This window comes from Arthrobacter sp. LFS091 (genome assembly GCF_047977885.1).
Taxonomy (GTDB): domain Bacteria; phylum Actinomycetota; class Actinomycetes; order Actinomycetales; family Micrococcaceae; genus Arthrobacter.
Map to the genome: position 1 here is coordinate 143,073 of NZ_JBFPFP010000009.1, position 13,038 is coordinate 156,110.

Genomic DNA, 13,038 nt, shown 5'->3' on the forward strand with positions numbered 1-13,038 from the left:
AAGGGCCGCTAATCGAAGCGGCCCTTCGCACGCTCAAAAGAATATTGGGGGACCCTTGAAGGGTAAATCGCGCGGCCGTTATCGGCTCGCTCTGACACTATTGGCGGCTCTGTTCCTCGGAGCCCTTCCTGCCGGACTCGCATCCCCGGCAGTTGCCGCAGCCACGGGAAGTATCTCGGGGACGGTCACGGTGCCCGCTGGGGTAGACGCGACCAGAATCATGGTCGCCACATTGGCCGGGCCCACCCAAAAGAACGTATGGGCCGATGCTGAGGGGAAGTTCCTGCTCCCCGCGCTGGAGGCAGGCCAGTACAACCTGCAATTTGTAGACACCGCCGCCCCGATGCAGTTGCTTCCCACTTTCTATGGGAACCGGGACAGAGAGCAGTCGACTGTCGTTACCGTGACCGCGGGTTCTGCTATCACCGGCATCAACCAGACGATGACCATGGGAGGAACGATAGCAGGGAAGGTGTCCGTCCCCGCCGGCGTAAACCCAGCGGGCGTCACCGTTATAGCTGAAGGGCCCGGCGGAACCAATTCAGGTGCCGTCAACAACGACGGAACATATGTGGTGAGGGGCCTGGGCACAGGCGGTCACAAGGTTTCCTTTTTCCACTACGGGCAGCCGTCACCTGTACTGAGCACCTACTACCCGGGTGCTTCACGCGACGGGGCCACCTTGGTTCCCGTTACCGAGGGTGCCGGCGTGACCGGCATCAACCAAGTAATGCAGCCAGCAGCCATGATTTCGGGGCAAGTCTCCGTTCCCATGGGGAGTTCCTATGACGGACAGGTCACGGTCGAAGCTGGTCCTGACTTCACCAAGAACAACTTTGTCAGCACAGCATTCATCGGTGCGGACGGAAGATATACCGTTGGCGGGCTTCCAGCTGGAAAGTACAAGCTCCATTTCCGCACCAACAACCAGAAATGGGCAAACATGTGGCACGGTGCGTTCGCCGTTGCCGACAAGTCTCCTTGGGTGTCGGTCGCGGCTGGGCAACAACTCACCGGCGTTACGGATTCCGCGGTCGCTGCTGCGAGCGTCTCAGGTTCCGTCTCGGGTCAGCCAGCTCCGGGACCGACCATGAGCGGCTCGGGCATGAGCATCACCGCAGTCATGCAGGACGGGACCGTGGCAGCGTCGACGGTGATGGAGACTTCCCAGACCACCTACTCCATTCGGAATCTGTTGCCGGGTTCATACAGGATCCAGTTCAACCGCGACCCTGACTTCGTTTCCTCATACGAGGCTCAGTCGTACAAGGACCTTCCTGAATCCAGCGGTACTGCGGGCGCCACATTGGTGACGGCGCAGGCCGGACAAGCCGTTTCAAACATCAACGCGACGGTACGTGCGGGCGGAACATTCACAGGCAAGGTACTGGACTCCCAAGGCCGTCCCTTGGCGAACGCGCGGATCAACGTTTACACCAAGGATGGCTCGTTGGTCACTCGTTTTGACTACTCAATGGCTGATGGGACGTTCAAGGTTACGGGTCTGACGACGGGTCTGTATTTTGTCTCTGCTGAGGAGGGTGCGGAGTCGGGCCCGATTTTCTCTGGCAATGTGACCAATGCGGCTAACGCGCGTTCGATTTCTACTGCGGTTGGGCAGAACACCGATATTGGCACTTTGAGTTATGCCACGGCAACGGAAGGGAAGCAGGGTTTCGACGACGTTCCGCTGGGCGCGCAGTTCCAGGACGAGATTCAGTGGTTGGCTGATAAAGGTATTTCCACGGGTTGGCAGGCGGGCGATGGGTCCAGGACGTATCAGCCTCTGACCCCGGTGAACCGTGACGCGATGGCTGCGTTCATGTACCGCTTGTCGGGGAAGCCTGCTTTCACGGCGCCTGCTGTGTCGCCGTTCAAGGACCTGCCAGTGGGTGCGCAGTTCTTCAAGGAGATCACGTGGCTCGCGGACAAGGGCATCTCCACGGGTTGGGAAGAGGCTGACAAGTCGAAGACATACAGGCCCTTGCAGCCGGTGAACCGCGACGCGATGGCGGCGTTCATGTATCGGTTGGCCGGGGAGCCGGAGTTCACGGCACCCAAGGTTTCACCGTTCGTCGACCTGCCTACCACGGCCCAGTTTTACAAGGAGATCACGTGGCTTGCGGCGCAGGGAATTTCCACAGGCTGGGCTGAGGCGGGAAACACCAAGTCGTTCCGTCCGTTGCAGCCGGTGAACAGGGATGCGATGGCGGCATTCATGTTCCGCTACAACACCAAGTTCGGCTCCATCTAGCCGCATAGGCATGACCAAGGAGGGCCGGTTCCGCGAGCAGTGGAGCCGGCCCTTCGCCGTACCCAGGCGTCGCTGAAAGAAAATTCCTGCTGTACTCTGCCGGGCATTCATGTACCCTGTATATATTACCGAACGGCCGGTCAGTAATGTTGGCACCAGTCCGCAATGACCGTGCCGCTTTCATGTGCCTTGGAAGGACCCGTCGACGATGACCACTACAGCAGTCGCCCCGGAAACCACAGCCGTTGCAACCGTCCCCAGCTACGTCCAGGATGCCTGGTGGACCCCGTCACCCGACGCAAAGAAAATCCCCGTCCGCGATGCCAGCACAGGTGAAGTCCTGGCCAACGTGAGCACCGACGGGCTGGACCTGTCCGCCGTCGTACATTTCGGCCGAACCACTGGCCAAACTGAACTCGGGAAGCTGACTTTCCACCAGCGCGCGCTCAAGCTCAAAGAGCTTGCCATGTACCTCAACGGGCGCCGCGAGGAACTGTACGCCTCGTCGCTGCAGTCCGGCGCCACCAAGATCGACAACATGATCGACATCGACGGCGGCATTGGCGTCCTCTTCACGTTCGGTTCCAAGGGCCGGCGCGAGCTGCCCAACTCGCAGGTGATCGTGGACGGCCCCATGGAGACGCTCTCCAAGGACGGTTCGTTCGTGGCCGAGCACATCTACACGCGCATTCCGGGCGTGGCTGTGCAGATCAACGCCTTTAACTTCCCGGTCTGGGGCATGTTGGAGAAGTTCGCGCCGTCGTTCCTGGCCGGCGTACCCACCATCGTCAAACCCGCCACGCCCACCGGATATGTGGCCGAGGCAGCCGTGCGGGCCATCATCGAATCCGGCATCCTGCCCGCCGGCGCACTCCAGTTGATTTCGGGTTCGGCGCGGACGCTCCTGGACGAGCTCGACTACCGTGACCTCGTCTCCTTCACGGGTTCTGCGTCCACAGCCAAGTCGCTCAAGTCCCACCCGAACGTGGTTCAGGGCGGCGTCCGTTTCACATCCGAAACCGACTCGCTCAACGCCGCCATTCTCGGCCCCGACGCTGTGCCCGGAACTCCGGAATTCGACGCTTTCATCAAAGCCGTCGTTACCGAGATGACCGTCAAGGCGGGTCAGAAGTGCACCGCGATCCGCCGCATCATCGTTCCGCAGGCCCTGACCGCTGACGTCGCTGCCGCCGTCGGCGCCCGCATCAACGAACGCGTAGTGGTCGGCGACCCTCGCGCGGAAGGCGTCACCATGGGCGCGCTGGCCTCACTCGATCAGCTCGCCGATGTTCGCGCTGCTGTTCAGTCAATGCTCGACGCCGGTGGGGAACTTGCGTACGGATCTCTCGATTCGCCGTCGGTCACTTCTGTTGGGGGAGCTGTGGGCGTTGTGGAAGACGGCGCGTTCATGTCTCCGGTGCTCCTGAGCTGGGCCGATGCCGAAGCTGAGGAAGTGCACTCGCTGGAGGCATTCGGGCCGGTCTCATCCGTAATTGGATACTCGGACCTGCCCGATGCGATCCGCCTGGCTGCCAAGGGATCGGGCTCGCTGGTGGCATCGGTATGCACCAATGATCCCGCTGTGGCGCAGGAACTTGTGCTGGGAATTGCTGCCCACCACGGCCGCGTCCACATGCTCAACCGCGAGGACGCCCGCTCGTCGACCGGCCACGGTTCGCCCGTGCCGCACCTCGTGCACGGAGGACCGGGCCGCGCCGGCGGTGGCGAGGAACTGGGTGGCATCCGCTCGGTCCTGCACCACATGCAGCGCACCGCCATCCAAGGATCGCCCAACATGCTGACGGCCGTCACGGGTGTTTGGCACACGGGAGCTGAGCGCAATTTCACTGTTGAAACTGAAGGTGAGCACCCGTTCCGGAAGTCGTTGGCGTCCCTCCGAATCGGAGATGCTGTGCGCTCGGAGCTCCGTGAGGTCAAACTGGAGGACATCACCGCCTTCGCGAACTCCACTGGCGACACCTTCTACGCCCACACCAACCAGGAAGCCGCCGAAGCCAACCCGTTCTTCCCGGGCATCGTGGCCCACGGCTACCTGCTCCTGAGCTGGGCTGCAGGGCTGTTCGTCGAGCCCGCGCCGGGTCCCGTCCTGGCCAACTACGGGCTGGAGAACCTGCGCTTCATCACGCCGGTTGCTGCCGGGGACTCGATCCGTGTGACCCTCACGGCCAAGAAGATCACCCCTCGCGAGACCGACGAGTACGGCGAGGTGGCCTGGGATGCCGTGCTGACCAACCAGAACGACGAAATAGTGGCGACCTACGACGTCCTCACCCTCGTGGAGAAGTAACCCACTCTCACGTTCCGCCGTGTTGAGGGCAAACGCTCCAGCACCCAACCAGAAACGCTTCCACGCCTTAGTGCGCGGAAGCGTTTTGGTTTTAAAGCGGTAGGGCACGACGACGTCACTCGGCTACCGCCGTCGGGCGCTTGAAGGGGGTGGGTTGTGAGTGAGGGTTGGCCGGAGGCCGTCCTGACCGCTGAGGGGAAGCAACGCTCTCTCACATTCCGCCGTGTTGAGGGCAAACGCTCCTGCACAACGACCGCAGCCAGCCGCCGTCGTCGGGCGCCGTGGGGGTGGGACGTGAGTGAGGGTTGGCCGGAAGGGGGTGGGATGTGAGTGAGGGTTGGCCGGAAGCCTTCCTGACCGCTGTGGAGAAGCAACGCTCTCTCACGTTCCGCCGGGTTGAGGGCAAACGCTCGTGCACTATGACGGCAGCCAGCCGCCATCGTCGGGCACCAAGGGGGTGGGTTGTGAGTGAGGGTTGGCCGGAAGGGGGTGGGTTGTGAGTGAGGGTTGGCCGGAAGGGGGTGGGTTGTGAGTGAGGGTTGGCCGGAAGTGGGTGGGATGTGAGGGAGGGTCAGGAGGCCGTGTGGAGGCCGTCGAAGGCCATGGTGATCAGGTCGTCCGCGAGCTTCTCCGGAGACAGCGAGCCGCCGGGCTTGTACCACTCAACGATCGAGTTGATGGTGCCGAACAAGAGCCTGGTCACAGTGCGGGGATCGATGTCCTGCCGAAGCGAGCCGTCCTCGCGGGCAGCGGAGATCAGGGCAGCCACTTTGTGGTCGAAGGCGCGCCGGCGTTCCAAAGCGTCCCGTTCGATCTCCGTGTTGCCCCGCAGGCGCAGCAGCAAAGTTACAAACGGCAGCCGGTCCACCAGCACGGCGATGGTCTGCCTGAGCACAAACTCCAGCCGAGCGTCGGCAGGCCCTGACGTGGCAGAAGGCTCCTCAAGGATCGCCTCCAGCCCGCCCAGTGCGTGGTCCAGGGCGAGCTTCAGCAGATCCCCTTTGGACGGCACGTGGTGGTAGATGGCGGACTTCGAAATCCCGAGGTTTTCAGCCAGGATGCCCATGGACGTTGCGTCGTAGCCGTGCCGGTTGAAGACGTCGACGGCGATGCGGAGCACCGACTGCTGGTCGTAGCCGGGCCGTCCGCGCTTGGTGGTGGTCTCAGTAGGCATGCTGGCATTTTCTCACGATCTCCGCCAACGAAGCGGATCAGCCCTTGGGTCGCAGGTCATAGATGCGGCGCAGCTTGCCATTGGATCGCTCCAGGGAACCGGGCTCCACAACGTCCACCACGCAAGACGAGCCGATGTGGATCTTGATCTGCTCGCGCAAGGTGTGGGCCGCCGTCGTACTGGCCTCGGCGCTGACGGACTCGCGGCGCTCAATGCGGACCGTGAGCGAGTCCATGCGCTTGCCTTCGGGCCGGGTGATTTCCAGCTGGAAGTGCGGGCTCAGCTCGGGGATGCGGAGGGCGATTTCCTCGATCTGCGACGGGAAGAGGTTCACGCCACGGAGGATGATCATGTCGTCGCTGCGGCCGGTGATGCGGCCCATGCGCCGGTGTGCGGGTCGGGCCGTGCCGGGGAGGAGGCGGGTGAGGTCCTTGGTGCGGTACCGAATGATCGGCAGGGCTTCCTTGGTGAGCGAGGTGAATACCAACTCGCCCGGTTCGCCATCCCCAAGCACGCGCGTGTGGTCGAACGGATCGATGATTTCGGGGCGGAAGTGGTCCTCCCAGATGTGGCAGCCGTCCTGTGTTTCGACGGCTTCGCCTGCGACGCCGGGGCCCATGACCTCGGAGAGGCCGTAGATGTCGGAGGCTTTAATGTTCATGGTGACTTCGAGCTCGTGGCGCATCTCTTCGGTCCACGGCTCGGCACCCAACACTGCGTACTTGAGCGAGGTGGAGGTGGGGTCGATGCCCTGGTGCGCCATGGCGTCGGCGATGGTCAGCAGGTAGGTGGGGGTGGCGAGGATCGCGTCCGGCTTGAAGTCCTGGATGAGCTGGATCTGGCGTTCGGTTTGGCCTCCGGACATGGGGATGACGGTGCAGCCGAGGGCTTCAGCGCCAGCGTGTGCGCCCAGGCCGCCGGTGAACAGGCCGTAGCCGTAGGCGTTGTGGACCTTCATGCCCGGGCGGACGCCGGAGGCGCGGAACGACCTTGCCACCAAAGTTGCCCAGTTGGCGAGGTCGTTTTTGGTGTAACCGACCACTGTGGGGCGCCCGGTGGTACCGGAGCTGGCGTGGATACGTGCGATCTGGTCCTGGGGGACCGCGAACATCCCGAAGGGGTATTCCAAGCGCAGGTCTTCCTTGGTGGTGTAGGGAAACTTGCCCAGGTCGCTTAGCTCGCGGAGGTCCGAGGGGTGCACCCCGGCTTCGTCGAACTTGCGCTTGTACAGCGGCACGCGATCGTAGGCGTACGCCACGGTGTGCTGGAGGCGGGTGAGCTGGAGGGCTTCGAGTTCGTCGCGGGAGATGGTTTCTTCACGGTCCAGCACGGGGGCGCTGGCTTTGGAGGCGGGAACGTCTGGAGCTGCCACGGTGTTCTGCGTCATGGTTTTCCTACTTCTTGGAGATGGTGCGGCTGCGGCCACGGAACTCTGCAATGAGTTCGCCGGGCTCGGCGTCAGGGGAGGGGGCGGGGGCCGGGTCGGCCGCGTAGATCTGGATGTCGTACAGGCCGCTTCTGCCGGTACTCGCGCGGCGGTTTGCGACGGCGGTGATTACCTGGCCTTGGAAGGCCGGCTTGATGAAGTTGATGTCGACGCCGGACGCCACCGTGATGTTTGCGGCTTCCTCGGGCGTGGGGTTGGCCGGGTTGCAGGCCAGTGCGAAGGCTGTGTCGGCGAAGGCGAAGATCATTCCGCCGTGGGCCATGCCGAAGCCGTTGAGCATTTCCTGGCGGAGGTGCATGCGGATGGTGGCGTGGCCGTCGTCGATCTTGAGCACCTGGATGCCCATCCACTCGGACGCGTAGTCGTTCGTCAGGATGTGGTGCGATGCACCGGAGAGGGTTGTTTCAACCATGCGTCATTGCCTCCAGCTTTATTTACCGAATGTTCATTAGGTAATCCCAGATCGCGCCAAGTGTCAAGACTGGACCACTATTCACGCGCGACTAGTAGCCTCATCTTCATGCCCGACATTGAGCTCCCCATAGTCACCGACCGACTCATCCTCCGACGCTTCGAAGCTGAAGACCTTGAGCGTTTCTACGGATATCAGTCCCTCCCTGAAACCGCACGCTTTCTCTTCCGCAACGAGTTGACCAAGACACGGGCCATGGAGGTCCTGGGACGGTATGCGAATTTCGAGTTCAAGCAGGAAGGCGACTGGGTTTGCCTGGCCATTGAACGCAAGGACCAGCCCGGGCTGATGGGCGAGATAGTGCTGAAATGGCTTGAGGGGACGGGGCAAGGTGAGCTGGGCTGGATCCTGCATCCGGAGGCCCGCGGCCAGGGAATCGCTACGGAAGCCGCCCAAGCCGTCATGGAACTGGCTTTTGGGACGTTGTCCTTCCATCGCCTCGACGCCAAGCTGGATGCGCTCAACACCGGTTCCGCGGCTATCTGCAAACGCCTGGGTATGCGGCTCGAAGCAACCCTTGTGGACAACTGGCACTACAAGGGCCAGTGGGCCACCGAGAACATCTACGCCATTCTGGACACCGAGTGGCGTGCCCGGAACGGGCAGGCCACCAGCGGTCAGACCGCAGCGCGCGGTGAGGCGCCGACGTCGGGCATTTAGTCCTCGGTGACGGGCCACGTCTTGTGGTGCTTCAGCTGCTCCGTTAGCTGCTCCCCGGGCAACGGCCGGCTGAAGTAGTAACCCTGGCCGCTGGTGCAGCCGATGCCCAGGAGGTACTGGGCTTGCTCGGCAGTCTCGATGCCTTCCCACACGGCATTCAGGCCACAGGCACGGATGAGTTGCAGGACGGCAGCGAGCAGGGCCGGTTGCGAGGGGTCGCTGCCCAGGGCGGAGAGCAGGGTCCGGTCCACTTTGACGGTATCGACGGGCAGCCGGCGCAGATAGCTGATGGACGAGTAGCCTGTGCCGAAGTCATCGATCTCCAGACCAACGCCGAGGCGTCGCAGGCTGTTGAGCGTGTAGCGGTCCAGGTCGTTGCCAAGGATGACGGCGCTTTCGGTCAGTTCCAGCACCAGCAGCGATGGGTCCAGGTCCGCGGATGCCAACGCTTCCCTGACGTCCTCGATGAACTCAAGCCGCTGCAGGTCGGCGGCCGAAACGTTGATGCGCATGCTGAAGTTGTGGCCCGCCGTCAGGGGGTCGCTGCGCCATTGCCTTAACTGCTCGACGGCGGTGCGGAGCACCCAACCGCCCAAATCGGAGATCATGCCCGTTTCCTCGGCAATCGGGATGAACTCGTCCGGCATGACCAACCCGCGGGTGGGGTGGTTCCAGCGGACCAAAGCCTCCACACCCTCGATTTCACGGGTGTCCAAACGGATAATCGGCTGGTAGTAGAGCACCAGTTGCGAACCGGCGATGGCCTCTTTGAGTTCGCCCACCAGCTGGTTCCGCATTTGCCGCGCAAGAAGCATGGCCGGTTCAAACACCTTGAGCTTGCCCCGTCCGTCCGCCTTGGACTCGTACATGGCGATGTCCGCTTCCATCATCAGCTCTTCGGCGCCGTGGCCGGGGTCAGCCATCCGCAGGCCCATGCTGGCCCCGCAACGCAAATGCTGGCCTTCGATTTCCATGGCCCCCACAACGGACGCGAGGATGCGGTTGCCGATTGACGCCGCTTCGGCAGGGGTGACCTCCGGGAGCATGACGGCAAATTCGTCGCCGCCCATACGGGCCACCATGTCCTGCTCGCGGACCGCCCCGCTGATCCTGGCGGCTACAGTTTCGAGGACTTTGTCCCCAATGGTGTGTCCCAAAGTGTCGTTGATCGACTTGAACCCGTCCATGTCCAGCAGGAGGATGGCTGGCCGCTTGCTGCCCTTATGCCCGGTCGCCTGAGCCTCGGCCAGCGCGTTAGCGAACGCTGAACGGTTATTCAAGCCTGTCAAGGGATCCGTCATGGCCATGTGGCGCATCGCCAGGTGTGCCTGGTTGAGCTGTTCCGTGCGGGCGTTGACCCGCTGCTCCAGTTCCTCGTAGATGATCTGGAGGTCCTCGGCCAGGAGGTTGGTACCCATGATCACAGCATCGATCTCATCGCGGGCGTCGGAGACCTTGATCCTGGTGTTCAGGTCGCCAGTTGCCAACCGCACGATACCGTCCAGCAGCAATCCCAAACGGGGATCCTCGTTGGAGATATTTCCTTCGGACATGCTCACCCCCCGTGCGGCTGGCCTCGTCGCTCATCGTCATGCCGCAGGTGTTCGCGAACGGCGACGCTTCGTTCAGGCAATGCGGCCTGTTCGAACAGTGTGGCTGCTTCGTCAAAATTCGCAAGCGCTTCATCTCGACGCCCCAATTCGAGCAGCGTTCGCGCGAGGAGGAAGTGGGCTTCTGCGGAGGTTTGGGTGGCCAAAATGGAGGACCGCGCGCAAAGCGGTTCAAGGATGGCCGCAGCCTGCTGCATATCTCCGCTGAGGAAATGCCAATGGGCCCGGACCAAGGACATTTCCAAGTGGTCCCTTTCAGAGCCACCCACAATGTCCGTGGCGAGCTCGGCCCTTTCAATGCAGCGGAGGGTAGCAGCGTCGCTGAGTTTGGCCTGAAGTCGCATTTCGGCGGAGGCCCTGTTGAAACGGGCCCAAAGATCAACGTCCTTTGAGGGCGACAGCAGCTCTGCCGCCAGGTCGTGATAGCGCCCTCCGTCATTGACGCGGTCTGCAAGGAAGGCAACGTTGCCTATCACCCAGTAGCCCTTGCCCGCGGTGTCCTCGTCCACATCGTCCGTCAGCAGGGTCTCCAAAGCCAGGCACTCCCGCCAGGCGTCATGGAGCAGGCGGCTTTCCGCCAAGGCGGCTATCAGGGCGCGCTGGGCAAGGATCTGGACGTAGAGCAGATCGGTGTCCTGGGCAGCAAGTTTCGCGGCGTCTGCCGCCATGGTCGCCGCCTCCGCCAACCGGCCCAGCCCTTGGAGGGCAACGGCAACCATGGTCCCGGCCTTCGAGCCAAGCTCTGCGGAGGTGGAGGTGAGGGTGTGGTCGTTGAGTTCGGAAGCCAAGGCAAGGAATTCCTCGATCCGACCCTGGTCGCGGAGGCACTCAGCCTGCAGGTAGCGCATGTTCCACCATGCTTCTTCGTCGCCGGCCAGCGTAGCCAACGCGGCGGCGTCACTTGCCAATCGAGCGGCTTCGTCGAAGTCCCGCTCCTTCCATCTGGCGCGTGCCGAAAGCCCGGCGACTACGTGGGCGGCGAGCTGCGGACTTTGCATATGCCCATTATCCATGTCATTACAGAGGAAAAGCTCGTATAGTTTGCCCCGTGACTTTATTCAAGTCACACACAACAAATTCGCATCAGTACGAAAGGGCATAGCGGATGAAAAAATTTGCGGCAACCCTGCTCATGGCGGCGGTTCTGGCAGTAACGGGATTCGCTGCTCCAGCCAATGCCGACTCTTCGCAGGACAGTTCGGCGATCGGATGGTGGCCCAACAGCGTCACCAGCACCAAGACGAACACCACCAGCATCGGTTGGTGGCCAAACTAAACATTGGGGGAGCGCCTCTCAAGGCCATATGACATAAATTGATGCCCTGGGCCGCTGCCCGGGGCATCAGTTTTGTTTCGCCGGATGTCGAGCATTAGTGACGGCGGGACAAATCTCCGCAGGCCCGCATGACAGCGATGTCATACGGATCAAGGCCCTCCAACGGGCAGCTCCACGGACACCGTCGTTCCGGAGCCCAGCGTCGAATCCAACAGGAGCCGGCCCATGTGGCGGCTGATGATGTCGTGGGCAATGGCCAGTCCCAGGCCGCTGCCAGGGACTGCGGCGGACGTTGCGTTGGACGCCCGGTAGAAGCGCGTGAAGATGTGCGGGAGGTCGTGCTCGGGGATGCCCAGGCCGGTGTCGGCGATCCGCACAGTGGCCGCCCTCGCGCCGTTATCGGAGGCCGATACCGAGCTGGTGATGCCCACCCGGCCGCCCTCGGGGGTGAACTTGATGGCGTTGGCAACGATGTTCGTGAAGACCTGCTCCAGCTTTGCTTCGTCGGCCGTCACTTCAATGTCTTCCCCTGCCTCAGTGAATGAGAGGGAAACATGCCGGGACTCGGCAAGTGGCCGCAGCGTTGCCACCACAACTTGGAGCAGCTTGGCGATGTCCACAGGCTTGAGGTCCAGGTTGCTGCCGTCCTGCATGGACACGGTCAGCATGTCCTCGATGAGCCGGCGGAGGCGGTCAGAGTTCCGGCCAATGACGTCCAGCATCTTGGAAATGCCTTCCGGAACCGGGCCGCCGGAACCGTCCTGGATCATGTCCAGATACGCGGTGATGGAGGTCAACGGTGTCCGCAGCTCATGGTTCACCGTGGCCAGGAAATCTGTTTTGGCTTTGTCCAGTTGCCGGAGCTGGTGCAGCACGCGCTGCTGGGCACTGATGAGGTGGCCTTGGATGAGGCCATGTGCCACGTTCCCGGCCACGTGCTGCATCAGCGCGATCTCGGCACGGGTCCAGCGGTGCTCCTCCTGCACGGTGCACAGCAGGATGATTCCCAGGGCCGTGGCGCCTTCGCCAACAGGCAGAAGCACGGTGGAGATCGGGTGGAGCTCGCCGGACCATTCCCGCAAGGCCTGCGCGATTGCTGATTCGGGATCTTTCCTGTGGTCCGAGACCGCAAGGACGTCCGCTTCGGCCCACAGCTTGTTGGCTGCTTCGGCGATGGTTTCTTCGCTGTCTCCCAGCCTCGCGGGAAGGGGGGCCACTCCCGAACCGTTCCATTGTGCGCGGATGTTGGGGACGCGTTCATCCCGGAACGTTGCGAACCAGACGTGGTCCACGCCCAGGGCTTCGCCAAAGCCTCGGACCACGTGGTCGGCGATCAGTTGCGGATCATTGGTTTCCCGGATCGCCGATGACACGTTGCGCAGGCTCTCGCGGAGCGCCTCGATCTCCCCCCGGGAGCGTTCGCGTTCCCTTGACCGGCCGATCAGGGTCCTGACGCGGTGCACCAGTTCCGCGCCCCGCACGGGAGCCAGAACGTAGTCCGCCATCCGCAGGGACTCGATGTCGGCGACGTCCACTGATTCTTCGGCGTCCAGGAGCAGCAGCACCGGTATCCCCGGACTCCGCAGGCCACGGGCCAGACAGCTCCCGACGACGATCACGGAGGGGCTATGGCGTTGGAGTTCGAGGGCCACTGAGGCGCTGTCCGAAGCAGTAGTGACTTCGAAGCCGGCCGTGGTGAGCGCCGACTGGGAAGCAGCCAGGCGCTCCTCATCCGAATCCGCCACAAGGGCAGACGGAGAATGCCCTGCATCGGCAACGGTCTCGCCCACGGAGCCCCTTCCGTTCCAACGTTCTACTCACGGTATTTCCCGATTTG

At 62.8% G+C, this 13,038-nt stretch carries 10 protein-coding genes; 4 read left to right on the forward strand and 6 right to left on the reverse strand.

Annotation, left to right across the window (positions count from 1 at the left end; translation table 11 throughout):
• Window positions 1–55: 55 nt before the first annotated feature.
• Entirely contained in the window at window positions 56–2,254 is a 2,199-nt protein-coding gene (locus tag ACNQOP_RS17730) for an S-layer homology domain-containing protein (protein WP_416405303.1), read from the forward strand.
• Between the two features lie 208 nt (window positions 2,255–2,462).
• Window positions 2,463–4,562 (forward strand): phenylacetic acid degradation bifunctional protein PaaZ, encoded by a 2,100-nt coding sequence (paaZ, locus tag ACNQOP_RS17735; protein ID WP_416405304.1) that lies wholly within the window; start codon window positions 2,463–2,465, stop codon window positions 4,560–4,562.
• A gap of 571 nt (window positions 4,563–5,133) precedes the next feature.
• Here the strand turns inward: paaZ and ACNQOP_RS17740 are convergent.
• The 3 genes from ACNQOP_RS17740 to ACNQOP_RS17750 are packed head-to-tail and all read right to left on the reverse strand — an operon-like array spanning window position 5,134 to window position 7,595.
• Window positions 5,134–5,736 carry a TetR/AcrR family transcriptional regulator gene (locus tag ACNQOP_RS17740; protein ID WP_416405305.1) on the reverse strand — a complete coding sequence of 201 codons (603 nt, stop codon included), beginning with the start codon at window positions 5,734–5,736 and terminating at the stop codon, window positions 5,134–5,136.
• A gap of 37 nt (window positions 5,737–5,773) precedes the next feature.
• Window positions 5,774–7,123, reverse strand: coding sequence for a phenylacetate--CoA ligase PaaK (gene paaK / locus ACNQOP_RS17745; protein WP_416405306.1), 1,350 nt, complete (start codon window positions 7,121–7,123; stop codon window positions 5,774–5,776).
• A gap of 7 nt (window positions 7,124–7,130) precedes the next feature.
• Complete coding sequence (locus tag ACNQOP_RS17750) at window positions 7,131–7,595, reverse strand: hotdog fold thioesterase (protein ID WP_211711915.1); 465 nt, start codon at window positions 7,593–7,595, stop codon at window positions 7,131–7,133.
• A 108-nt stretch (window positions 7,596–7,703) separates the two neighbouring features.
• On the opposite strand from ACNQOP_RS17750, the gene ACNQOP_RS17755 reads away from it, so the two are divergent.
• Window positions 7,704–8,315 carry a GNAT family N-acetyltransferase gene (locus tag ACNQOP_RS17755; RefSeq protein ID WP_416405307.1) on the forward strand — a complete coding sequence of 204 codons (612 nt, stop codon included), beginning with the start codon at window positions 7,704–7,706 and terminating at the stop codon, window positions 8,313–8,315.
• Here ACNQOP_RS17755 and ACNQOP_RS17760 read toward each other — a convergent pair.
• The gene (locus tag ACNQOP_RS17760) at window positions 8,312–9,868 is read right to left on the reverse strand and encodes a putative bifunctional diguanylate cyclase/phosphodiesterase (protein ID WP_416405308.1); all 1,557 of its coding nucleotides are present in this window, start codon (window positions 9,866–9,868) and stop codon (window positions 8,312–8,314) included. The genes ACNQOP_RS17755 and ACNQOP_RS17760 overlap by 4 nt on opposite strands.
• 2 nt (window positions 9,869–9,870) lie before the next feature.
• Complete coding sequence (locus tag ACNQOP_RS17765) at window positions 9,871–10,923, reverse strand: CDC27 family protein (protein WP_257371347.1); 1,053 nt, start codon at window positions 10,921–10,923, stop codon at window positions 9,871–9,873.
• Between the two features lie 107 nt (window positions 10,924–11,030).
• Here ACNQOP_RS17765 and ACNQOP_RS17770 point away from each other — a divergent pair, with 107 nt between their 5' ends.
• Window positions 11,031–11,201: a hypothetical protein gene (locus ACNQOP_RS17770; RefSeq protein ID WP_235517317.1), complete on the forward strand. Its 171-nt coding sequence runs from the start codon at window positions 11,031–11,033 to the stop codon at window positions 11,199–11,201.
• A 149-nt stretch (window positions 11,202–11,350) separates the two neighbouring features.
• Here ACNQOP_RS17770 and ACNQOP_RS17775 read toward each other — a convergent pair whose 3' ends face one another.
• Entirely contained in the window at window positions 11,351–12,991 is a 1,641-nt protein-coding gene (locus tag ACNQOP_RS17775; RefSeq protein ID WP_416405309.1) for an ATP-binding protein, read from the reverse strand.
• Window positions 12,992–13,038: the final 47 nt, after the last annotated feature.

What these genes read in the sequence shown, in the direction of transcription:
- paaZ (WP_416405304.1), top strand. Translation starts at nt 2,463, where the DNA reads ATGACCACTACAGCAGTCGCCCCGGAAACCACAGCCGTTGCAACCGTC.
- ACNQOP_RS17760 (WP_416405308.1), bottom strand. Translation starts at nt 9,868, where the DNA reads ATGTCCGAAGGAAATATCTCCAACGAGGATCCCCGTTTGGGATTGCTG.
- ACNQOP_RS17770 (WP_235517317.1), top strand. Translation starts at nt 11,031, where the DNA reads ATGAAAAAATTTGCGGCAACCCTGCTCATGGCGGCGGTTCTGGCAGTA.
- ACNQOP_RS17750 (WP_211711915.1), bottom strand. Translation starts at nt 7,595, where the DNA reads ATGGTTGAAACAACCCTCTCCGGTGCATCGCACCACATCCTGACGAAC.
- ACNQOP_RS17740 (WP_416405305.1), bottom strand. Translation starts at nt 5,736, where the DNA reads ATGCCTACTGAGACCACCACCAAGCGCGGACGGCCCGGCTACGACCAG.
- ACNQOP_RS17755 (WP_416405307.1), top strand. Translation starts at nt 7,704, where the DNA reads ATGCCCGACATTGAGCTCCCCATAGTCACCGACCGACTCATCCTCCGA.
- paaK (WP_416405306.1), bottom strand. Translation starts at nt 7,123, where the DNA reads ATGACGCAGAACACCGTGGCAGCTCCAGACGTTCCCGCCTCCAAAGCC.
- ACNQOP_RS17765 (WP_257371347.1), bottom strand. Translation starts at nt 10,923, where the DNA reads ATGCAAAGTCCGCAGCTCGCCGCCCACGTAGTCGCCGGGCTTTCGGCA.